This window comes from Nonomuraea sp. NPDC050540 (assembly GCF_044457485.1).
Lineage (GTDB): Bacteria > Actinomycetota > Actinomycetes > Streptosporangiales > Streptosporangiaceae > Nonomuraea.
In genome coordinates, this window is sequence record NZ_JBITHA010000014.1 from 104,232 (window position 1) to 125,609 (window position 21,378).

16 protein-coding genes and 1 pseudogene are annotated in these 21,378 nt (G+C 70.0%); 7 read left to right on the forward strand and 10 right to left on the reverse strand.

Features of this window, described 5'->3' with window-relative positions; translation table 11 throughout:
• The first annotated feature begins 76 nt into the window (after positions 1 to 76).
• Positions 77 to 2,386 (forward strand): hypothetical protein, encoded by a 2,310-nt coding sequence (locus ACIBI5_RS37740; RefSeq protein ID WP_397253944.1) that lies wholly within the window; start codon positions 77 to 79, stop codon positions 2,384 to 2,386.
• 68 nt (positions 2,387 to 2,454) lie between these two features.
• Here the strand turns inward: ACIBI5_RS37740 and ACIBI5_RS37745 are convergent, their stop codons facing one another.
• The 3 genes from ACIBI5_RS37745 to ACIBI5_RS37755 all read right to left on the reverse strand — a co-directional run bounded on the left by ACIBI5_RS37745 (position 2,455) and on the right by ACIBI5_RS37755 (position 4,371).
• Entirely contained in the window at positions 2,455 to 2,622 is a 168-nt protein-coding gene (locus ACIBI5_RS37745; protein WP_397253945.1) for a hypothetical protein, read from the reverse strand.
• A gap of 184 nt (positions 2,623 to 2,806) precedes the next feature.
• Positions 2,807 to 4,039 (reverse strand): RNA polymerase sigma factor, encoded by a 1,233-nt coding sequence (locus tag ACIBI5_RS37750; RefSeq protein WP_397253947.1) that lies wholly within the window; start codon positions 4,037 to 4,039, stop codon positions 2,807 to 2,809.
• 2 nt (positions 4,040 to 4,041) lie between these two features.
• Positions 4,042 to 4,371, reverse strand: coding sequence for a YciI family protein (locus ACIBI5_RS37755; protein ID WP_397253949.1), 330 nt, complete (start codon positions 4,369 to 4,371; stop codon positions 4,042 to 4,044).
• A 134-nt stretch (positions 4,372 to 4,505) separates the two neighbouring features.
• On the opposite strand from ACIBI5_RS37755, the gene ACIBI5_RS37760 reads away from it, so the two are divergent.
• Both ACIBI5_RS37760 and ACIBI5_RS37765 read left to right on the forward strand, forming a co-directional pair.
• Positions 4,506 to 6,032: an MFS transporter gene (locus ACIBI5_RS37760; RefSeq protein ID WP_397253950.1), complete on the forward strand. Its 1,527-nt coding sequence runs from the start codon at positions 4,506 to 4,508 to the stop codon at positions 6,030 to 6,032.
• Between the two features lie 216 nt (positions 6,033 to 6,248).
• Positions 6,249 to 6,473, forward strand: a complete 225-nt coding sequence (locus tag ACIBI5_RS37765; RefSeq protein WP_397253952.1) for a hypothetical protein — start codon at positions 6,249 to 6,251, stop codon at positions 6,471 to 6,473.
• A gap of 562 nt (positions 6,474 to 7,035) precedes the next feature.
• Here the strand turns inward: ACIBI5_RS37765 and ACIBI5_RS37770 are convergent.
• From ACIBI5_RS37770 to ACIBI5_RS37785, 4 genes and pseudogenes are all read right to left on the reverse strand, one after another.
• Complete coding sequence (locus ACIBI5_RS37770; protein ID WP_397253954.1) at positions 7,036 to 8,028, reverse strand: zinc-binding dehydrogenase; 993 nt, start codon at positions 8,026 to 8,028, stop codon at positions 7,036 to 7,038.
• A 156-nt stretch (positions 8,029 to 8,184) separates the two neighbouring features.
• Positions 8,185 to 8,385, reverse strand: a pseudogene (locus tag ACIBI5_RS37775) (TetR family transcriptional regulator C-terminal domain-containing protein); the annotation flags it as partial.
• 637 nt (positions 8,386 to 9,022) lie between these two features.
• Positions 9,023 to 9,904, reverse strand: a complete 882-nt coding sequence (locus ACIBI5_RS37780) for a sulfotransferase domain-containing protein (RefSeq protein ID WP_397253955.1) — start codon at positions 9,902 to 9,904, stop codon at positions 9,023 to 9,025.
• Between the two features lie 330 nt (positions 9,905 to 10,234).
• Positions 10,235 to 13,405 carry a BTAD domain-containing putative transcriptional regulator gene (locus ACIBI5_RS37785; protein ID WP_397253957.1) on the reverse strand — a complete coding sequence of 1,057 codons (3,171 nt, stop codon included), beginning with the start codon at positions 13,403 to 13,405 and terminating at the stop codon, positions 10,235 to 10,237.
• A 90-nt stretch (positions 13,406 to 13,495) separates the two neighbouring features.
• Between ACIBI5_RS37785 and ACIBI5_RS37790 the strand changes: the two genes are divergently transcribed.
• Entirely contained in the window at positions 13,496 to 14,377 is an 882-nt protein-coding gene (locus ACIBI5_RS37790) for an NAD(P)-dependent oxidoreductase (protein WP_397253959.1), read from the forward strand.
• A gap of 66 nt (positions 14,378 to 14,443) precedes the next feature.
• Here ACIBI5_RS37790 and ACIBI5_RS37795 read toward each other — a convergent pair whose 3' ends face one another.
• The gene (locus ACIBI5_RS37795) at positions 14,444 to 15,931 is read right to left on the reverse strand and encodes an MFS transporter (protein ID WP_397253960.1); all 1,488 of its coding nucleotides are present in this window, start codon (positions 15,929 to 15,931) and stop codon (positions 14,444 to 14,446) included.
• Positions 15,932 to 16,021: 90 nt separating this feature from the next.
• On the opposite strand from ACIBI5_RS37795, the gene ACIBI5_RS37800 reads away from it, so the two are divergent.
• Positions 16,022 to 16,369 carry a winged helix-turn-helix transcriptional regulator gene (locus ACIBI5_RS37800; protein ID WP_397253962.1) on the forward strand — a complete coding sequence of 116 codons (348 nt, stop codon included), beginning with the start codon at positions 16,022 to 16,024 and terminating at the stop codon, positions 16,367 to 16,369.
• A gap of 391 nt (positions 16,370 to 16,760) precedes the next feature.
• Here the strand turns inward: ACIBI5_RS37800 and ACIBI5_RS37805 are convergent, their stop codons facing one another.
• Both ACIBI5_RS37805 and ACIBI5_RS37810 read right to left on the reverse strand, forming a co-directional pair.
• Positions 16,761 to 18,242: an alpha/beta fold hydrolase gene (locus ACIBI5_RS37805; protein WP_397253964.1), complete on the reverse strand. Its 1,482-nt coding sequence runs from the start codon at positions 18,240 to 18,242 to the stop codon at positions 16,761 to 16,763.
• Between the two features lie 28 nt (positions 18,243 to 18,270).
• Positions 18,271 to 19,377 carry a serine hydrolase domain-containing protein gene (locus tag ACIBI5_RS37810; protein WP_397253965.1) on the reverse strand — a complete coding sequence of 369 codons (1,107 nt, stop codon included), beginning with the start codon at positions 19,375 to 19,377 and terminating at the stop codon, positions 18,271 to 18,273.
• A 175-nt stretch (positions 19,378 to 19,552) separates the two neighbouring features.
• On the opposite strand from ACIBI5_RS37810, the gene ACIBI5_RS37815 reads away from it, so the two are divergent.
• Both ACIBI5_RS37815 and ACIBI5_RS37820 read left to right on the forward strand, forming a co-directional pair.
• Positions 19,553 to 20,695: a sensor histidine kinase gene (locus ACIBI5_RS37815; protein WP_397253967.1), complete on the forward strand. Its 1,143-nt coding sequence runs from the start codon at positions 19,553 to 19,555 to the stop codon at positions 20,693 to 20,695.
• Entirely contained in the window at positions 20,692 to 21,372 is a 681-nt protein-coding gene (locus tag ACIBI5_RS37820) for a response regulator (protein WP_397253968.1), read from the forward strand. The genes ACIBI5_RS37815 and ACIBI5_RS37820 overlap by 4 nt, the downstream gene beginning before the upstream one ends.
• The last annotated feature ends 6 nt before the right edge of the window (positions 21,373 to 21,378 follow it).

The following is a 21,378-nucleotide window of genomic DNA, read 5'->3' on the forward strand; positions in this document are numbered from 1 at the left end:
TCTAGTAAAGGCTCTTGCCTAAATGCAATAAAGACTCTTTACTGTATTTCGCAGCCCCCTTCCACGGAGGAACCCCATGGCACGTCTGCAGAACCTCCTGTTCGCCGCTACGCTCGCCGTCGCCATTGGCCCCCTATCGACCGCGGGCGTCCCCGCCTCGGCGGCCACCACGGTCGAACCCTTCACGCTCCAGGTCGGCTCCACGCTCCCCGCCCTGCCGGGCAAGGTCGCCGCCCTCGCGGCCGGTCCCAAGGAGCTCGTCGCCGCCGCCCACGACAAGGGCGTCAGCGTCTGGGCCTCGGGCCGCTGGACCCAGGTGGCCTCGGGAACCGCTTACCGGGTCGCCTGGCGAGGCGACGAACTGACCGCCCTCACCGCGAGCGGCCTGCTGACCGCCAGGCGGAGCGCCGACGGCAGCTGGCGCACCACGTCCGAGCGGCTCCCGCATGCCGTGTCGCCCGCCACCGCACTGCTCGCCGGCGGCTCCGAACTGGTGCTCGTCCACGGTGACCGCCTCTACCGGCAGGGCCACGGCCGATCCTGGCGGCAGGATCGCCTGCCGGGCGCCGCCGCCGCGCTGGCCCGCTCGAAGGCGGGCACGCTCGCGATCGCCACCGCCGACGGCGTCTTCGAGCAGCAGGGCCGCTCGTGGCGGCCGGTCCCCCTGGTCGGCGAGGGCGGAGGCTGGGCCGCGGTCGCGATCACCCACCTGACCTACGACAGCAAGGACCGGCTCTGGTTCGCGGGCGCGCAAGGCGTCGGCGTCCGCGATGGCAAAGGGAAGCTGTACGACGCGGCTCGCGGACTGCCGCTGCTCGGCTTCACCGCGCTGGCGCCGGGCGCGGGCGGAGACGTCTGGCTCGGTACGGCCCGCGGCGCCATCCGCTTCGACGGCCGGACCTGGGAGTACCGCCAGGGCCGCCGCTGGCTGCCCGACGACGCCGTCGCCGCGATCGCCGTCGACGGGCAGGGCAACGCCTACTTCGGCACCGCGGGCGCCGTCGGTCTGATCGAGGCCCGCCGTACCACGCTGGAGCAGAAGGCGGAGGTCTACGAGCAGGCCATCCAGGCCAGGCACAAGCGCACGCCGTACGGCTTCGTCGAGGGCATCGGCCTGGCCAAGCCCGGCGACCTCAGCAAGTGGGCGCAGGGCGCGAGCGACAACGACGGGCTGTGGACCTCCATGTACGGCGCCGCCGAGACCTTCAAGTACGCCGCCTCCAAGGATCCGGAGGCGAGGGCCAACGCCCGCAAGGTGTTCGAGGCGCTGAAGTTCCTCGGCGACGTCACCCAGGGCGGCCCGAACCCCGCCCCGCCCGGCTTCATCGCCCGCACGATCCTGGAGACCACCGCAACCGACCCCAACCTCACCGACAACGAGCAGCACGACATCGACAAGCGGAAGGGCGACGCTTACTGGAAGATCCTGGTCCCGCGCTGGCCGAAGAGCGCCGACGGCGCGTGGTACTGGAAGACCGACGCCAGCTCCGACGAGCTCGTCGGCCACTACTTCTTCAACGCCCTCTACTACGACCTGGCCGCCAAGGACGAGGCGGAGAAGCGCGAAGTGGCCTCCGTCGTCACCAGGCTCACCGACCACATGATCGCCAATGACCTCTACCTCGTCGACCACGATGGCAAGCCCACCCGCTGGGGCTTCTTCAACCCCAGGGAGCTCAACGGCAACCCGTGGCGCCGCGAAGAGCGCGGGCTCAACAGCCAGACGATCCTCACCTTCCTGTCGATCGCCGAGCACGTCTCGGGCGACGCGAAGTACGGGGCGGCCAGGAAGAAGCTCATCGAAGAGTACGGCTACGCCATGAACACCCTCGCGCCGAAGGTCAGCCCAGGCGTCGGCGGCGGCAACCAGTCCGACGACGAGATGGCGTTCATGAACTACTACCACCTGCTCAAGTACGAGAAGGATGCCGGGCTCAAGCGCACCTGGGGGCGCTCGCTGTACGACTACTGGCAGCTTGAGCAGTACGAGCTGAGCCCGTTCTTCAACTTCATCGCCGGGATCTACTTGAAGGACGCCACCTGGACCGACGCCTACGGCGAGGTCAAGCTCGATCCGACCGGCCCGTGGCTGGAGCAGTCGGTCGACACGCTCAAGCGCTTCCCGCTCAACATGATCGACTGGAAGCAGACCAACAGCCACCGGCTCGACATCGTCAACCTGAACCAGCACATCCGCCCCGACTCCGACCCGAAGAAGCTTGGCCTGCTCCGCGCCGGCACCGTCCTGCCGATCGACGAACGGGTGATCAGCCACTGGAACCATGACCCGTACAAGCTCGACCAAGGCGGCGACGGCTACGGCGAGCACGACGGCACGTCCTACCTGCTGCCGTTCTGGATGGGCCGCTACCACCGGCTCATCTGAAGGGGCCCGCGAAAGCCGCCCCTGCCCGCCAGGAGAAGCAGAGCGATGCTGGTGGTGGTTTCGCGGGGTCAGGTTCCGCAGGGCAGGGTGACGTTGAGGACGGCCGGGCCGCCGGCCGGGCTGTCCAGCGTGAACGACCCGTCGTGCGCCTCGACCCGGCGGCGGATGCCGACCAGGCCGGAGAGGACGTCCTCCTCGCCCCAGCGCGAGAGTCTGGCCCGCTCCCGGTCGGCCACCGCGCGCGGCCGCTCATGCCGGCCGGTCCGTGGGCGTGGTAGGCCCAGAGCATGAAGGGCTTTCTGGTTCAGGTGCAGATCTCGCAATCCACACCAAACCCGGAAGCCCTTCCCCATGCCAAAACGATCAACCCCTGCACCTAACCTCCGTGGTCAGGACAACTAGCCGGCACCCGCGAACTGACTACAGGGATAGTTGGTCGTTGAGGTAGGCACGTTCCGCCTCATTGTCGGTGAGGTCCAGGGCCCGGCGATAGGCGGCGGCCGCCTCCTCGAACCGGTCGAGCCGCCGCAGCAACTCCCCCTTCACCGCGGGCACGTACTGGTACCCGTCCATCTCCTCCTCAAGCCGTTCGACCACTCGCAACGCGGCCTCCGGCCCATGCACCATGGCTAGGGCGACGGCCCGGTTGAGCTCGACCACGGGTGATGGCCACACCCTGCGCAGAGTGTCGTACAGCTGCAGGATCTGGACCCAGTCGGTGGAGTCGTAGGTGGGTGCGGTGGCGTGGAGCAGCGCGATGGCCGCCTGCAGGACGAACCTGCCGGGCGGCCCGCTGCGCAGCGCCGCGTCGATGAGCGTGTGACCTTCGGCGATGGCCGTACGATCCCAGGTCGACCGGTCCTGGTCCTGCAGCAGCACCAGCCGCCCATCGGCGTCTGTGCGGCCGGCCTGGCGGGCGTGGTTGACCAGCATGAGCGCCAGCAACCCTCCGATCTCGCGCTCGCCGGGCATCAAGGCATACAGCAGCCGAGCCAGGTCGATGGCTCGTACCTGGAGATCGGCTCGCGTCAGATCGGTCCCGTGCGGCGCGGTGTGCCCGGCGGTGAACAACAGGTGGATCACCGTGAGTACGGCGTCGACCCGGGAGGGCACCTCGGCGTCGCGGGGCACACGGAACGGGATGTGCGCCAGGGCGATCTTCTTCTTCGCCCGGGTAAGACGCGCCGCCATGGTGGGTTCGGAGACCAGGAAAGCCTTGGCGATGTCAGGAGTGCGGACCCCACACACCAGCCGCAGGGTGAGCGCGACCTGCGCCGAGGCATTCAGCGCAGGATGACAGCACATGAAGATGAGCCGCAGCCGGTCGTCGTGGATCGATGAAGGGGCCTCGGCCACCGGTGTGGCCTCCACATCCACGTCCGCCACGAGAAGGGGCAGCTTTGACTTCATCACCCGGTCGCGCCGCAGCGCGTCCAGCGCCTTCCTGCGCGCTGTCGTCACCAGCCACGCCCCCGTGTTCGCCGGGATCTCCTCACGCGACCAGGCGTCCAGGGCCGCGACATACGCCTCCTGCACGCACTCCTCCGCCAGGTCGAGTTCGCGCGTGATGCGCACCGTCGCGGCGAGCACGTGAGCCCACTCGCGCCGGTGCGCATCTGCGAGCGCGCTGTGTACGGCGCGCGGATCCGGCATGGTCAACTCTCGACCAGCGGCCGGATCTCGACTCCGCCGTCCATGATCGGCAGCAGCCGGCCGATCTCGATCGCCTGGTCGAGATCTCTCGCCTCGACCACGAAGATGCCGGCGAAGGCCTCCTTGGTCTCCAGGAAGGGCCCATCGGTCACGATGCCGCCCTTCCTGATGGTGGTCGCCATGCTGGCGGGCTGCAGCGGCGTTTCATCCACCACGCGCGCGCCAAGGGCCTCGATTTTCGCCCCGGCGGCGCCGTTGGCCTCCATGACTTCGGCCGGGATGTCGGCCACCGGGATCTCCCGCTCGTAAATCAAGATCGCGTACTGGGGCATCCGCTGATCCTCTCTCTCAACCATGTCCTCATCTATGTCGACGTACGGCCCAGCCGAAATCGACACCTGTCGATTTCCGAATTCTCGCTCGTCGGCCTGAGTGAACCCTCATCCATCCGAGAGGAGTCACGACCGTGTCCACCAGAGCCGGACTGCGGGAATGGGGCGGGCTGGCCGTCCTGTCCCTCGCCACCTTGATGATCACCTTCGATATGTTCGTGCTGTTGCTGGCCTTGCCAGGTCTGTCGGCCGACATGCGCCCGTCGGCGGTCCAGCAGTTGTGGATCCTGGATGTCTACGGATTCATGGTCGGCGGGTTCCTCGTCACCATGGGCTCGCTGGGTGACCGGATCGGACGGCGGAAGCTGCTGGTCATCGGGGCGGTCTGCTTCGCGGTGGCCTCGGTCGTATCGGCCTTCGCCACGGGCCCGGAGATGCTCATCATCGCGCGTGCCGCACTGGGCATCGCGGGCGCCACCCTGGCGCCCTCGACGCTCGCGCTGATCAGCTCGATGTTCAGAGACCCGCAGCAGATGGGTGTCGCGGTCGGGATCTGGGCGGGCGGGTTCACCCTCGGCGCGATTCTCGGCCCTGTCGTGGGAGGCCTCATGCTCGCCCATTTCTGGTGGGGGTCGGTCTTCCTCGTTGGGGTGCCGGTGATGGCACTTTTGGTGGTGCTCTGCCCGATCCTGGTCCCGGAGTCCAAGGATCCCGACGCCAGCCCGCTGGACCTGCTCAGCGTGCTGATGTCGCTCGTGGCGATGCTGGCGTTCATCTACGCGCTCAAGGAGATCGCACGGTACGGCTGGCAGCCCGTACCCGTGGTCGCGGGCCTGGCGGGGATCGCCCTCGGGGTGGGGTTCGTTCGGCGGCAGCGCCGTCTGGACCAGCCGATCCTGGACGTGAGCCTTTTCCGCAACCGCTCCTTTGGCATCATGCTGGTCGGCCTGCTGCTCTATGGCCTCATCGGAGCGTCGAGCATGCTGTTCATCACCCAGTTCCTGCAATCGGTGTCGGGCATGACGCCGTTGACCGTGGCGTTCTGCCTGCTGCCGGGCATGGCGGCGGCCACCGTCAGCACGACCGTCGCTCCTTTGCTCGCCCGGCGGATCAGGCCTGCCTACCTGATCGGGTTCGGGGTGCTCGGCGTGGCGCTGGTGTTCGCGTGGTTCACCCGGCTGGAGGCCGGCTCCGGCCCGTGGATCCTCATCACCGGGTTCGCGCTGATGGGGCTGTTCGAGGGGCCGCTGCTGTCGCTGGGCACCAACCTGGTGGTCAGTGCCGCTCCACCGGAGAAGGCGGGCTCGTCCTCCTCGATGGCGCAGGTGGCCAACGAGGCCGGAGGCTCGTTGGGCGTGGCCGTCATGGGAAGTCTCGGCGCCGCCGTTTACGCCGCCCGGCTCGCGGCCGATGGGCCGGTCGGGGTACCGGAGGCGGCGTTGGAGAACGTCGCCACCGCTGTGGCCGTGGCGGGCGATCTGCCGCGTGGGCCCGGCCGGGAGCTGCTCTCGGCGGCTCGGGCCGCCTTCGCCGACGGCGTGACGGTCTTCGCCGGGGCCAGCGTCGCCATCCTCGTCGTTGCGGCGATCTTCATCATTGTCCAGCTGAGACACGTCCCCGTGACCGGCGCACCGGCCGAGCCGGTCACAGTCGCCGACTGAGGTCAGCGCCCAAGCGAGAATGATCATCACTTGAGCGCTCCCAGGTCAAGGTGGGTGGCCGAATTCTCGGCACCCACAACGTTCTGTCCGTGGAACGGCAAGCGGGGCGCGGGATCGCCAGGATGCGGGCGGCCTTCGCGGAGATCGGCGGGACGCTCTCGCTCAGCAGCGTGCCCGGCGAAGGCACCACGGTGGTCGGGGCATTCAGGTTCGCCCGTGATGGCGAGTACCGGTGCGGGGCTGGACGGCTGTCGGAACCGGCCGAGTTCCATACGCTTCGAAGCCTGGAAGACCCTCTACGCCCTCGAGGAATACGGCGCAGAACTGGCCGAACCGACCCAATGGACCCACCACCTGCAGCCCGCCGTCCGCGACATCGTCGCACGCCTGCCGCGCACCTACGACGACCGGGCCATCGAGAACGCCGGCCTGTTCCGCTGACCACCCCACCAGACCCGGCGACGCGGGTCCTCCCCTACAGCTGGAACCGGCTTGAGGAGATCGCGAGGTAGTCGCCGAGGTAGGTGGCCAGGTCAGCGGCCAGCTGGTAGCGGCCGGTCTGCCGGCCGGCTCCGACGGCGGCCACGAGGCTTGGACGCTCGGCGTCGAACCAGGCCAGGGCCGCTGCCCCGGTCGGCGAACTCGGGCCTGGTGGCCTGCCCGGTCAAGGCGTTCAGCGCGGTGTCGGCGTCACACGCCCCATTCAGGTAGTGCTCCAGCAGGTGGCCAACCGCCTGCCGCAACTCGTCCGGCTCAAGAGTTCGGTGGGCCTGTTCGCCGGCATACAGGCGCAGCAGGTCGTGCATCCCCGTGTCAGCACTCTCGTGACACGTAGGGTTCCTCGCCACCGCCCGGCATGCGCTGGCCAGCGATCCCGACGGCGTCATCGCCCGCCCGGTCACCGAGGGCTCGCGTAGCTCGGCGCCGCTGCCGCCAACGGCTGTCCGCACCTCCCAACCCCGTGGTCCCTGAGAGACCACGGGGTTGTCGTCGCCGCTCGGCTTCACAGTCGGACCAGCGTTGTTCCCCGGTGCCTGCCGTTCATCTGGGCGACGAGCGCGCCGGGCACCGCGGCCAGGCCGCCCTCGACGACGGTGTGCGGGAAGACGAAGCGGCCCTCGCGCACCCACGTGCTGTAGTGCTCCAGCCAGGCGGGATCGTCTTCGTAGGGCGTGGTGAACCCACGGATGGTGACGTCTCGGAGGACGGCGGGGTCCAGGTCGAGGGTGGGATTGCGGCCCGACAGCGAGCCGCACAGTACGAAGCGGGCGTTCGGCGCGGCCAGCGACAGCGCGGCCTCGAACTGCTCGCCGGCGACGTTGTCGAACAAGACGTCGATGCCGTCCGGCGCCAGTTCCGCCAGTTGGGCGGCGATGGGGGCCTCGTGGTAGTCGAAGGCCGCGTCGAAGCCCAGTTCCCTGACCAGGTAGTCGATCTTCTCTTTGCTGCCGGTGCTGCCGATCACCCGTTTGGCGCCGCGGCAGCGGGCGATCTGCCCGGCCACCGAGCCCACACTCGTGGTCGCTCCCGACACGAAAACGGTGTCACCGGGACCTACCGCGGCCAGCGTCACCATGCCGCGCCAGGCGGTGGTGCCCTGGGTGAGGTGATATTCGGGGCTGGGCAGCAGGCCGGGCTCCAGCCTGGTGAACGCCTCGTCGCCCTCCCCGCTCAGGACGTGGTCGCGAAAGCCGTACACATGCTGGACCAGATCGCCCACGGAAAAGCGTGAACTGCGAGAGGCGACGACGGTGCCGACGGTGGGCGCCCACGGCGGGCGGCCTACCTCGAAGGCGGACATCGGCAGATCGGGGTGAGGCTCTGCCTCCATCAGGTCACGCATGACGACCGACAGCATCATCCAGTCGTTACGGACCAAGAACTGGCCGTCGCCCGGCGGGCCGATCTCGGTGCGGGCGAGTTCGAAGTGGTCCTCGCGCAGCTCGGCGTCGGGGCGTGCGGCCAGGCGCAGCTCCGCCGCGCGAGTGCTCGTCATGCGCACACCGCAGGAAGCGACGGGGCACTGGCCTTGATCTCGATCATGGTTTCCTCTCCGATGTGGGTGTGATGGAGCGTGTTCCACGGCCCACGCCTTCCATAGATGCCTCCTTTTTCTGGACGATGGTCCAGAAAAAGGTCATGGGCAAACGCCTCAGATGAACAGGCGGTCCAGGTGCCGGTCGACCAGACGCCCGGCCGAGACCGGCGGGAGTCCGCCGAAATCAACGCATGCGCGCACCGCGAGCCCGTCGACCAAGGCCCACGGCAACGCCGCCCCCTCGCCCGGATCGCTGCCCTCCGGGATTTCTCCGTCGGCCTGCGCCTGTGTGATGGCCGCCGCGAGATCGGCCCGTGCCGCGGCGTGGCCTCCACCACCTGACGACGACGCTCCGCATGATCAGCAACTCTCGGCACGCACGTGACCATATCTTCGTATTTTTATTTTGTCGAGTCTTATCGCCGAGCATCGACGCCGCCCGCTCGATCCCGGCCGGCCCGGCTCCCTCCGCGTCGGACGTGGGCGCGGCTGGGTAAGGCCGCGCCTGGCCGACCTGTTCGCGTTGGCGCCGCAGTTCGTAGGTGCCGGCCCGATTCCGGTGAAGGCGTGTTCAGGGTGCGCGAGGTAGGCGGGGCGCGGGCTTGGCGACGCCGCCGATCGCCGCTCGCGGTGCCCCGGGTTCCCTCTCGGGCGCTTCCGCGGCCGGGATCGGTGTACGGCATGCGGAGGTAGGCACAGATGACGTCCACGATGGTCTGCCGCAGGGCCGGGGTGTCCTGGGCCAGTCGCTCCAGCGCGCGTACAGGCCAGCCGGCCGGACCGGGGCTTCGTCGCTGCCGAGTTGCTCGGCGGTCTTGGTGTGGAGCTCGGTGACCGGCGTTCGGCGGCGTCGTGGATGGTGTGCCAGGTGGCCACCTCCTGGTGGCGCTGACGCCGGACCGCCGGCAGTTCCACTGTCAGCTCCAGTGCGGCTTCACTCACGCACCGCGCCCTAGAGGTTGCCTGCCGCGGGCAGCGCGGGCCGATGGATCCAGGCGGCAAGGTCCGCGGGCGCGCATTCGGCGACTCGGGCGGCGTACCGGGGAAGCTCCTCCTCGCTGAGGACCTGCCGCCACTGGCCTGTTGATCCGCTGTGGAAGAACTGGCTGCGGTCGTGATAAAAGCCGTCGTGGCTGGCTTCGGGCGCGAGCTCGACGGCCCGGCCCTTCATGACCGCGAACGTGGCGGCCTGGACCAGGTCCGGCCAGGCTGTCTCGGTGATGGCGATCCCGAGCCGGGCCGCTATGCAGCGCATCTGCCCTTCGAGGTCATCAAGGAGGTCCTCGTAGCGCAGCAGCACGATGTTCGGCTGGTCGCGGACCTGCCAGAACGTGTCTAGATGGTGAAGCATGATCTCCAGGTCGGACACGGCCTTCCCTGGCGCGACCGGATTGACCCAGGACCAGAAGCGCTCGCGCGCGGTCCCGCCTGGCAGGGACGGAGCGGCGGCCAGCAACTCTTCAAGGGCCACGGCGCCCACGGTTTCCTCCCGCAACGCGAGGGACACGGCCCGGTCGGTGTTGCCGGCATGGTTGTCCAAGGACACGGCCACATCCCGGGGGTCCCGGCTTGCGCAGAGGTAGGTGACCCGGTCGTCGAAGGGCAATCCGTCGAGGGGCGTATGGGTCTTGATGATCCGCCGGTGCGCCTGTGCCTCGAGGTCGGCCAGCACTCCGGTGAGCGGGCGCAGCAGGACGTCCAGCCACGGCGAGATCTGGTCGAGCGGCCGGTCGAATGTCGCGCTCTTGAAGATCTCCAGGGCGCAGACCATCTGCAGCCAGGTCGTGCCGCACTTCGCCGGGGTGCTGATCACGATGTCGCCGGGACGGAACACGAACCCATCCCAGCGGGCCGAGTCCGTAAAGGAGGTCTGGTAGCGAACGCGTCCCCCCAAGCCCATGCGGGGAGAGTGGCAGCAACCAGATCGGGCCGTCAACCGTCAGATCAAGCCGTCGTAGCCGGCCGCTTGGTAGAGACGGTCAGCGCCGAGGAGCGTGAGCATCGCGACGGTCGAGCACGGTCCGGATAGCTGTGGGTAGAACCTCTACGACAACACGGGGCCTACCAAAGTCTCCACCGAACCCGGGACGATTCAGTCCTCTTCGGAGCCTTCGACCCTGGTGCGATGTGGCGGATCACCGCGCACGTGGGGAGTGACCCGCGTTCATGAACGGTCACGTCCACCCCTTCTGGCAAGGCCACGGCTGGTACGGCGGGCGACGCTCTGGATCAGCGCGGCGCTCTGATCCCTGCCGGTGTTCAGGGCCGCTTCGAATGCCTGATCTCCCAGGGCCGCACGCGCCGTGGTGGTGATGCGGTCGACGTCGCCCCGCTCGGCCGGGGGCAAGGGGGTGTCGACCGACTCGCGGAGCGAGGCGGCCGTCCCGAGCAGGGCGGCGGCTTGTTCGTGGGATCCGGCCAGGGCATGGGCGCCGGCGAGGCCTTCCAGGGCGAGTGCGATCGACCTGGGATCGCCCGTGGCTCGGGCGGAGTCCTCTCCTTCGCGGTGCAGGGCGAGTGCGGCCTCGGGCGCGCCGCGCAGTTCCGCCACGAACCCGAGCTCGGCCAGGATCAGCGCTGTGCCCGGCTCGCCCTCCCTGCTGCGGTTCCACTCGAGCCAGCGGCGCAGATACCGTTCTGCGTCGTCGAGCCGGCCCTGCCGCCGCGCCGCGAGGGCCAAGCCCATCTCGGCGAACTGCTCCTCGTGCCGGCTGGACCGCTCAGCCGCGATTCTCCGCGCCCGTTCGTGCAACTCGTTCGCCTCGTCGAGATCCCCGGCCAGCAGTGCCAGCCGGCCCAGGGTCGCCAGCCGGAAGGAGACCTCCGGCCACAGCCCCAGTTCCTCGGCGTCTCGCAGCCCGCCCCGCCGTAGCCGCGCGGCCTCCGTGTAGTCGCCGGCGATCTCGGCCAGGTCGCCCAGCACCGCGGTGCTTCGCAACTGCCCCCACCGATCCCCGACCTCCTCGAACAGCGCCAGGCTCCGCGTCCCGGCGCTCCGCGCGGCCGCGATGTCGCTGCGGAGCAGCGCGGGCGAGGCCAGGGTAACCAGCGCCGCCGCCATGCCCCAGCGGTCGCCTTCCGCGCGCGATTCCGCCAGTCCCTCCCGCAGTCGTCGCTCGCGGACGTCCTGGTCCCCGTGGCCGAACTGCGCGAAGGCCATGAACCACTTCGCCCGTACGGCGCGCACACCGTGACGATCAAACCGTTCCAGCACCTCGCGGGAACGCTCCACCGGGTCGGCGTCGTCGCCGAGCAACATCTCGAAGCCGGTCAGCCACGCGGTCGCCTCGATCGCGGCCTGGTCCTCCTCCTGCCGGTGGGAGAGCGCGAGTGTCAGTGAACGCCTCGCCTCGCCGAGTCGTCCGCGAAGGAACCAGTACCAGGCCAGGGCGTTCACCAGCCGGAGCCCGCTCGCCGAGCCGCCCGCGTACTGGAGGGCCGCGCGCAGATTGCCCGACTCGACGTCCAGCCTTTCCAGCCAGGTCCCCTGGTCGTGGCCTCGAAGGTCGGCGCGTTCCGCGAGATCGAGGTAGTGGGCGAGGTGCCTGTCACGCATCGGCTCCAGCTCGCCGATCCGGCTCATCCGCTCCACGCAGTAGGCCGCGACCGACTCGAGCAGCCGGTAGCGCCCGCTCTGGTGCACGACCAGTGACCTGTCCACCAGACGTCCCAGCAGATCCAGGACGTCGGCGGAGTGCACGCCGTCCGCGGCGCACAGCTCCTCGGCCGCGTGAAGCGTGCAACCGTCGGTGTGTACGGCCAGCCGCCGCAACACCTGCCGTTCGGCGTCGTTCAGAGGCTCCCAGCTCCACTCGATCATCGAACGGAGCGTCCGCTGCCGCGCGGGGGCGTCCCGCCTGCCCGTGGAAAGGAGACGGAACCGGTCGTCGAGGCGTCCGGCGAGCTCCGCCACGTCCACCGAACGGACCCGGGTGGCGGCCAGTTCCAGCGCGAGAGGTATCCCGTCCAGCCGGCGGCAGATCGACTCCACCCATGCCCGGTTCGCCGCCGTCACCGCGAACCGCGGCTCGGCCGCCGCCGCGCGTTCGGCGAACAACCGCACCGCCGCGTCGCCGTCGAGTGGCGGCACGGTCCACAGCAGTTCACCGGCGGTCGCGAGCCGCTCCTGGCTCGTCGCCAGCACGTGCACGTCAGGCGCCGCCCGCAAGACTCCCGCGGCGACGCCGGCTGCGGCCTCCACCACGTGCTCGCAGTTGTCCAGTACGAGCAACATCCGCCGGCCGCTCAGCGCGGCCGCCAGCCAGTCGGCGCCCGGCTCCGCTCCGGCGAAGCTCCCTCGCGCTCCGTCCTGCCGTATGCCGAGGACTCTCCCCACCTCGTCGGCGACGGCCTCCTGGCCGGACCCCGGCGGCAACCCGGCCAGTTCGACCAGCCAGGTCCCGTCCGGGAAGCGCTCGGTTCGCGAGCCTGCAGCCTCGATCGCCAGGCGGGTCTTGCCCACTCCGCCTGGTCCGGTGAGCGTGACCATGCGCCCGGTGCTCATCAGCGCGCCGATCTGGGTGACCGCTCCTTCCCGGCCGATCAGTTCGGTGAGCCGGGCCGGGAGGTTCCCGCGTGCGGCGGGATCGCTCCGTGTCGCCTGCAACGAGGGATCCTGCCGGAGCACGGCCGTGTGCACGGCTTTGAGTTCCGGGCCGGGGTCGATGCCCAGTTCGGCGCGGAGCCGGTCACGCGCGTCGCCGTAGCCGGCCAGCGCTTCGCTCTGCCTGCCGGCGCCGTACAGCGCGCGGATGTGGATCGCGCGAAGCCGTTCACGCAGCGGATGGGCCGCGACCACCTCGGCCAGCTCACCCGCGACAAGCTCGTGCTCGCCCAGCTCAAGCCGCGCCCGCGCCAGTTCCTCCAGCGCGACCAGCCGCAGCTCGCCCAGCCGCCGGATCTCCGGAAGGGCGAACTCCTCGTCGTCGAATCCGGCGAACGCCGCCCCCCGCCAGAGCCCCAGCGCGTCGCCCAGTTCCCTGGCCCGTTCGCCGGCGCCCGCGAGTCCGCGGGCACGCGCCACCCGCGTCTCGAACCGGTCGGCGTCCACCGCGCCGGTCTCGGCCCGCAGCAGGTATCCGGAGGGTCCGAGGACGACGGACTCGGCGTCACCGAGAGCCCGTCGCAGGCGCGACACCTTCAGCTGCAGCGTACCGGCGGGATCGGCGGGAAGCCTTTCGCTCCACAGGTCGTCGATGAGCCGGTCGGCCGAGACGGGACGGCCGCGATGGACGAGCAGATCCGCCAGGAGCGCGCGGACCTTCGCCTCGGGTATCTGAAGGAGCCGGTCGTCCTTCGTCCGCACCTCGAGCGGGCCGAGCACCCCGAAACGCATTCCCGCAGCTTACCGGCCGACAGCGCGGCGACAGCCGGCCGACAGCCCTGCCGGGCACGGTGAAGGCACCGAACGACGAAAGGCACCGACATGACCGCACACAAGACCCCCGTTACCGTCATCGGCCTTGGCCCGATGGGCGCGGCCCTCGCGGCCGCCTTCGTGAACGCCGGCCATCCCACGACGGTCTGGAACCGGACCGCGGGCAAGGCGGACGCGCTCGTCGCCGGCGGTGCCGTCCTGGCCGCCTCGCCCGCCGAGGCGGCTGCCGCCAGCCCGCTGGTGATCGTCTGCGTGCTCGACTACGACGCCTCCGACGCGATCCTGCTGCCGATCTCCGACTCGCTGAAGGGCCGCACGCTGATCAACCTCACGGCCGACACGCCCGCCCGCTCCCGCGCCGCCGCCGTCTGGGCCGCCGAGCACGGCATCGACTACGTCGACGGAGCGATCATGTCGCCCACCTTCACCATCGGGACCCCTTCTGCCGTCGTGCTGTACAGCGGCGGCGAGCAGCCGTACCAGGCTCACGCAGGGACGCTGTCCGCGCTCGGCGGCACGCACACCCACCTCGGCGCCGACCCCGGCCGCGCCGCAGGCTACGACCTGGCGCTGCTCAACATCTTCTGGACCTCGATGTCCGGCCTCGCCCACGCCTTCGCCATGGCCGAGGCCGAAGGCATCAAGGCCGCGGACTTCGCGCCCTTCGCCCAGGGAATCATCGGCCTGCTGCCCGAATCCGTGACCAACATGGCGGGCAAGATCGGCCACGGCGAGTTCTCCGCCGACGTGTCCAGCATCGCCTCGAACGTCACCACGATGGATCACATCATCCATGCCGCGCAGGACCGCGGCATGGATCCCGGTCCGCTCGGGGCCGTGCGCCCTGTGGCCCAGGCCGTCGTCGACGCCGGGCATGGCACCGACGACATCGCCCGGCTCTCCCTGCATTACCTGAGCACCCGTTCCTGACCTTTCATCGAGGAGCGCATCCCCGCCTGGCCGGGGCGGGTGCGCCGACGGCGCAGGTGGTCCGGCTCATGAGCGATCGTGGACAGGTGCGTCGCGCAGCAGCACCATCGCCGTCGCGGCGGTCAGCCACAGGACGACCGCGGCGGCGGTCAGAGCAGCGCTCAGGCCGGTGTGGAACGCGCCGTGTGCCAGGTGGAGGAGGTCGGCCGCCTGGGCGGGAGGGAGTATCGCCGCGCTGTCGACGGCTGAGCCGAGCGATGGGCTCGCCTCGGAAGGCGGGCCTGGCAGCGCGGCACGGTAGACGACCGACACGACCGTGCCCAGGATCGCGATCCCCAGCCCCGCACCCAGCTCGAACGAGGTCTCCTGGATGGCGGCCGCCTGTCCCGCACGCTCTTCGCTGGCCGCCGACATCACCAGGTCCGCGCCGAGCGTCATCACCACGCCGGCCGCCGCTCCCGCGACGACCAGCACAAGGGGTACGGCAGGCCCGCCCAAGGCCAGGGGGAGAACGGCCAGCGCCGCGCCGAGGGCGGCCAGCGCAGCCGCCACGCTGGAGCGGCGTCCCCAGCGTGCCGCCGGCCACGGTGCCGCGGCCGCGCCCACCGCGTTGGCGGCGGCCAGCGGCACGAGCGACAAGCCGGCCTGAAAGGGACCGAGCCCGTCCACGAGCTGGAACCGTTGGGTGAGAAGGAACAGCAGCGCCGTGTTGGCGCCGAAGCAGACCAGCACACTCACCGTCGCGACGCTTACCCGGCGGTCGGCGAACAGAGACAGATCCAGCAGCGGTTCCGCGGCACGCCGCTGGCGCAGCACGAACAGCACCGCCAGCGCCACTCCGGCCGACCCGGCGACCGCCGGCACCAGCGACGGATCCTCGGCCAGGTGCTTCAGCCCGTAGACCATGAGAGCGAGAGCGGCGACCGACAGCGCCGCGTCCGCCGGTCTCCAGCGGCGCGGCGCGGGATCCTTGGACTCGGGGATGAGCCGGGCACCGATGATCAGCACGAGGGCCACGATGGGCAGGTTGACCAGGAAGACCGAGCCCCACCAGAAGTGTTCGAGGAGCAGTCCGCCGAGGACGGGGCCGAGCATCGCGCCCGCGCTGTGCGCCGCCGTCCACGCTCCTAGCGCGATCGTCCGCTCACGGGCGTCGGGGAAGACCGACCTGATGATCGCCACGGTAGATGCCATGATCATCGCCGCTCCCACGCCGAGCAGGACCCTTGCCCCGATGAGCTGGGCGGTCGTGGCGGACATCGCTGCCGCGGCCGAAATCACGCCGAACACGGCGAACCCGGCCAGTACCATGCGCCTGCGGCCGAGCCGGTCTCCCAGGGTGCCGGAGGTCACCAGCAGTGCCGCGAGGGTGAGCGAGTAGCTGTCGACGATCCACAACATCGCGCTCGCGCCAGGCTTCAGATCTCTGGACAGGCTGGGCAGGGCGACATGCAGCACGGTCACGTCGATGCCGACCAGGAACAGGCTCGCGCACATGACGGCGAGGACCGCCCACTTGCGTGGCGTCGAAGGTAGGTGAACGTCTTGGTGCATGGGCACCAGCCTGCGGATAATACTGCGTATTCTACAAGTACTGTCTTTGATGTGTCATAGTGCCGATTTGTATAGGAATAGAGGTCACAGGTGCGGAAGGGGTTGCACGACAAGCCTGCCAACTGCATGGTCGAGGTGGCCATGGAGATCCTCGGCGGCCGTTGGAAGCTGGCGATCGTCTACAAGTTGCTCCAGCGCACGCATCGCTTCGGCGAACTCCAGCGGGAGATGCCCGGCATCACCCCGCGCATGCTCACCCGGCAACTCCGGGAACTGGAGGAGGACGGGATCATCTCCCGCATGGTCTACCGCGAGGTGCCACCCCGGGTCGAATACTCACTCACGGACACGGGCCGGAGCCTGGAGACCATCGTCGGCCTGCTCGACACCTGGGGCAGGTCATACCTCGAGGACCATCCCGCCATCCAGGCAGGATAACTCTCCGGAGTCACAGACCAAAGAGAACGTCAAAGTCTCCGCCGACGGCCGGGCCCGACACGACGAAGGCCTGTCCCGCGATGGCCGCGGCGGGACCTCGCCCACCCGGGGACCTACACGCCTGATCCTTCCGCGGCCCATCGGCCCATTCCCTTCGGGACGGCTTGGGAAGGCACCGGAACGGGCCGGTGAGACCGCACTCGTCCAGGCGTTCTCCGTTGTACTCGCCGACCGGAGTTCAGACCAAGGAACCGGGCGTGCCCTCACCGTGGTGGCCGGTCAGGACGGCCTGGCCGACGAGATCCGCCGCCTTCGCTGAGATCAGGCCGGCCACCGTGCCGGCGTTCACGACAAGAGCACCACCCGCATCACGGCCGAATCCGGCGGAAGGTTACCGGACGAGCTTGACCTTGATCGGTGGGATGCGCCGCAGGCAGGAGGTGTCGCCGAGGCGTTCGTGGCGGATGAAGCCGGTCACGATCGCTTTCGCGCAGCCGGTGGCGTCGAGCTCAGGTATGTGCCCGGTGTTGGGCACCGGCAGGAATCGGGCGCGCGGGAACTGCGCCGCGTTGCGCCGGCCGTTCTCATCGGAGGTGTTGCTGTCGAGGTCGCCGGAGATCACGAGCGTGGGCACGTCGGGGAGTTTCCCGGTCAGCGTGTACGGCCGGGCCGTACCCTTCGCAGGCCAGGCGATGCACAGGTCACCGCCGTCGAGCGGACTGGTGGCGAAGGCGCGCGGACTGAACGTGCCGAACTCGGCGGGGCGGGCGCTTTCCACGGAGCGGTGGAACTGCCGCCACCGCTCGCGCAGGGGTGCGTGCACCGACCACGGCCTGGCGTAGTCGTTGCAGACCACACTGGTGCTCAGCGCCTGGTCGTCCTGGTCGGCGGCGAGTTCCTTGAACACGCCGCCGATCTCCTTGACCAGCGGGCGGAAGTCGCCCCGGGCCGCGTGGTGGAGACGGGCCGGCATGCGGCCGAGCAGCGACGCCTTGCCCGGTGTGCTGCCCACGGCGTCGCTGGCCGGGAACGTGAGCACGAGGGCCAGCATGGACTCGGTGAGCGTGAGGGCGCGCGGGTTGCCGTCCACGGTGACGGTCATCGGGCGGGGCTCGGCACGCAGCCGGGCGTTGACGGTCCGCAGGTCGGCGACGACGGCGTCGCCGTCACACGCGGCGGCGCGCTCGCAGATGCGCCGCAGGGTGAGGGAGACCGCCCTGGCGCTGGGCCCGCCCAGGGGGTCGAAGCCGACCGGGTAGGCGCCGGAGAACAAGACGGAGCGCACGGTTTCCGGGTGACGTTCGGCGTAGATCGACATCAGGTAGGTGCCGTAGGAGACGCCGTACAGGACGATCTGGTCGAGGCCGAGGCGGCGCCGTACCGCGTCGATGTCGTCGGCGGTCGCGGCCGAGGTGTAGCCCTCGGCGCGGGGGCCCAGAGTGGCGGCGCAGCGGGCGGCGGCGCGGCGCAGCTCGGGCCGGGTGAGCAGGGCGAGGCCGGTCAGGCCGCAGGTCAGCTTGCCGGACTGGCCCGTGCCGCGCGGGTCGATCAGCAGCAGGTCGTGGTCGGCGGCCAGCGATCTGGTCAGCTTGGTGTAACCCTTCGTGGACTCGATGGCACCGCCGCCGGGGCCGCCCGGGTTGACGACGATGGTGTTCCTGGCGGGTTTCGACTCGTCCTTGCGGCGGATCAGGGCGTAGGCGACGTCGATGGTCCCCAGCGCCGGCTTGCCCGCCACCAGGGGGCGCGACTCGGTGCCGCATTCCACGCGGTGGCCGGCGACGGTGGGACACCAGGCAGGCGCGCTCTGCGCGGAGGAGGACGGCGACAGCACGGACAGAGCCGTGGTGATCGCCATGAGGGCGGAAATCAAGGATGTTCCTGTCTTTCGCGAAGGCGGGTCAGCCGCAGAACAGCGAGTTGATCACTTTGGTGAGCTGTGCCGGATCGGCGAGCTTCGGGCTGGCCGTCGTCAGGCTGAGCACGGCCCGGTGGCGCCCGTCCAGCGTGGAGGCGACATAGGTGGCGTAGCCGGAGATGCCGCCACTGTGCCCGTAGACGCGTTTGCCGCACGGAGTGGTGGAGCGGAAGATTCCCAGGCCGGGTTCACCGTCGCCTTGGTCACCGGGCGGCGGGGCCGTGACGTCGAGCATCTCGCGCAGCTGTGCCGGCTTGAGCACCTTGCCGGACAGCAGGCGCTCGATGAACCTGTCCAGGTCGGCGGTCGTGGACACCATCCCGCCCGCCGCGTGGGCGGTGGTGGTGTTGAGCCGGGTGATGTCCAGGGGCTTGCCGTCGACCCACTCGTAGCCGCGGGCGTGCGGGCGGGGCAGCTTCGTCTTGTCGCCGGGGTAGAAGGTGGCTCGCAGGCCGAGGCCCCTGGTCGCCTCCTCGGCCCAGGGCTTGCCGCTCGCCTTCTCGATGATCATGCCGAGCAGGTAGTAGTTGGCGTTGGAGTAGGAGTGCCGGGTGCCGGGCGGGAAGTCCCGGGGCGAGTCGTCGGAGAGCTTGACCAGTTCCTCGACCTCGACGTGGGTGTAGCGGTGCTTCAGCGCGCCGTCGGTCAGGTACTTGGTGTTGCTGGCGTCGGAGTTCAGGCCGCTGGTGTGGCGCAGCAGCATCCGCACGGTGATCTTGCCGCCGTCCTTGAGCACGCCGGGCAGGTAGGTGTCCACCGTGCCGTCAAGCTGGACCTTGCCCTCGCCGGCGAGCCGCAGCGCCGCCGTGGCCACGATCATCTTGGTCACGCTGCCGATCCGGAAGTGCCCGTTCAGCGGCACCGGCGTCTTCCTGCCCCACACCGCGGTACCCGAACGCGCGCTCCACGTCCGCCCGTCCTGGACCACGCGCACGACCGCCCCCGCCTGGCTGAGCGCGGTCAGCTCGTCCAGGTTGCGCTGCACGACGGCCTTACGGTCGCCGGGCGCGCTCGCCTGCGCGCTCGCGGCCTGTGCGGCCAACGTCACGGTCGCCGCTGCGGCCAGGATCGCGGTCAACGTCTTCTTCATGGGGTCGGCCCTTTCTCACGTCTGTTTGGCATGCCTTTCGACCCTAGAAGTGGATCTGACGTGGGAATTCAGCCGTGAGGGCGATCCTGAGGGCAGGCCACAGGAGGAGGCGGACACGGCCGCGTATCTTTGGACACGCCACCTAAGTCGGCGCTCGTCTAGGCTGGTGCCTCCCATGACGACCCCACTACCAGCGCTCCGGCGGTGGCTGACCAGGCACCCGCGAGCGGCCGACCTGCTGCTCGTGTGCACGTTGATCGTCTTCGACGTGCTGATCTGGGCCGACCACAGCACCGACCAGGGCCTGCTGCGGCCCGCGCTGATCGTGGCCCAGGTGACGCCGCTGATCTGGCGGCGCACCCACCCATGGGTCGCCTTGGCGCTGGTGAGCGCCTTCTCCCTGATCCAGGGCATGACCGCCCCACCGGACGATCACACCGGCGGACTGTTCGTGGCCTTCGCCGGATACGCCGTCGCCCGCCACGCCCGCCCGCCGCTCAGCGCGGCGGCGATTCCCCTCGTGGCCGCCACCCTCCTCGTGCCCGACCTCATCCGGCCCTGGCTGGGCATGCCACCGTCCACCGACCCCGGCTGGAGTGTCACGGCCCTTCTGCTGCTGCTCACGGTCTGCGCGGGGGCGTGGTCGCTGGGGTTCGCGCACCGCCGTACCCACCTCTACGCGGTACGGCTGCGCGCCGAGCAGGAGCGCAGCACCAGGCGCGCCCTCGCGGCCGAACGCGCCCGCATCGCCCGCGACCTGCACGACCTGATCGCCCACCACGTCAGCGTCATCGCCATGCAGGCCCGCTCCACCGCCGAGACCCTGCCCGGCGAACCGGGCCTGGCCGTGATCGGAACCTCCGCCGACACCGCCCTGACCGAGATGCGCAGAATGGTCGGCCTGCTCACCGACGACCACGACGGCCCGCAACCCTCCCTGGCACATCTCGACCGGCTCGCCGCCCCCGCCAGGACCGCCGGCTGCCACGTGGAGATCACCATGCCCGGCCACCTCGACATCCCCGCCGCCGTCCAGATCACCGCCTATCGCATCATCCAGGAGGCGCTCACCAACGTCCTCAAGCACGCCGGAGCCACCACCGTCGACCTCACCCTGCGCCAGGCACCGGGAAACCTGACCGTCACCGTCACCAACGGCCCGCCTCAGACCGCCCGCCCACCAGCCCCGCCGGGCTCCGGGCTCGGCCTGATCGGCATGCGCGAACGCACCGCCCTCTTCGAAGGCGCCTTCAGCGCAGACTGGACGCCCGAGGGCGGCTGGCGGGTCGAAGCCGTCCTCACCTGGCAGGACACATGACCCCGATCCGGCTGCTGATCGCCGACGACCAGGAACTCATCCGCGCCATCCTCAAGGCCACCCTCGCCCGCCGCCCCGACTTCGCCGTCGTCGGCGAGGCCCGCGACGGCGAACAAGCGATCGCCGCCGCCCTCGACCTGCGCCCCGACGTCATCCTCATGGACGTACGCATGCCCGGCCTCACCGGCGTCGACGCCACCCGCCGCATCCTCACCGAGTGGCCACACCCCGAGCCCTGCCCCCGCGTGCTCATCCTGACCACCTTCGACCTCGACGAGTACGTCCACGACGCGCTACGAGCCGGAGCCGGCGGCTTCATGCTCAAGAACGCCACCCCCGACCAGCTCGCCGAAGCCGTCCGCGTGGTCGCCGCAGGCGAGGCGATGCTGGCACCCACCGTCACCCGCCGCCTCATCGCCACCTTCACCGCGACCCCACCTCCCACCCCCAAGGCCGCGCCCGAGGCGCTCGCCGCCCTCACCGCACGCGAACTCGACGTCCTGAACCTGCTGGCCCGCGGGCTCTCCAACGCCGAGATCGCCCAAGCACTGAACCTGACGCAGACCGGCGTGAAAGGACGCGTCAACCGTCTCCTCGGACGGCTCGGGCTGGCCAATCGTGTGCAGGCGGCGATCCTCGCTCAGGAACATGGACTGATCACACCGCCCGGGACGTGATCACGG

What these genes read in the sequence shown, in the direction of transcription:
- ACIBI5_RS37740 (WP_397253944.1), top strand. Translation starts at nt 77, where the DNA reads ATGGCACGTCTGCAGAACCTCCTGTTCGCCGCTACGCTCGCCGTCGCC.
- ACIBI5_RS37750 (WP_397253947.1), bottom strand. Translation starts at nt 4,039, where the DNA reads ATGCCGGATCCGCGCGCCGTACACAGCGCGCTCGCAGATGCGCACCGG.
- ACIBI5_RS37755 (WP_397253949.1), bottom strand. Translation starts at nt 4,371, where the DNA reads ATGCCCCAGTACGCGATCTTGATTTACGAGCGGGAGATCCCGGTGGCC.
- ACIBI5_RS37770 (WP_397253954.1), bottom strand. Translation starts at nt 8,028, where the DNA reads ATGACGAGCACTCGCGCGGCGGAGCTGCGCCTGGCCGCACGCCCCGAC.
- ACIBI5_RS37785 (WP_397253957.1), bottom strand. Translation starts at nt 13,405, where the DNA reads ATGCGTTTCGGGGTGCTCGGCCCGCTCGAGGTGCGGACGAAGGACGAC.
- ACIBI5_RS37790 (WP_397253959.1), top strand. Translation starts at nt 13,496, where the DNA reads ATGACCGCACACAAGACCCCCGTTACCGTCATCGGCCTTGGCCCGATG.
- ACIBI5_RS37795 (WP_397253960.1), bottom strand. Translation starts at nt 15,931, where the DNA reads ATGCACCAAGACGTTCACCTACCTTCGACGCCACGCAAGTGGGCGGTC.
- ACIBI5_RS37810 (WP_397253965.1), bottom strand. Translation starts at nt 19,377, where the DNA reads ATGAAGAAGACGTTGACCGCGATCCTGGCCGCAGCGGCGACCGTGACG.
- ACIBI5_RS37815 (WP_397253967.1), top strand. Translation starts at nt 19,553, where the DNA reads ATGACGACCCCACTACCAGCGCTCCGGCGGTGGCTGACCAGGCACCCG.
- ACIBI5_RS37820 (WP_397253968.1), top strand. Translation starts at nt 20,692, where the DNA reads ATGACCCCGATCCGGCTGCTGATCGCCGACGACCAGGAACTCATCCGC.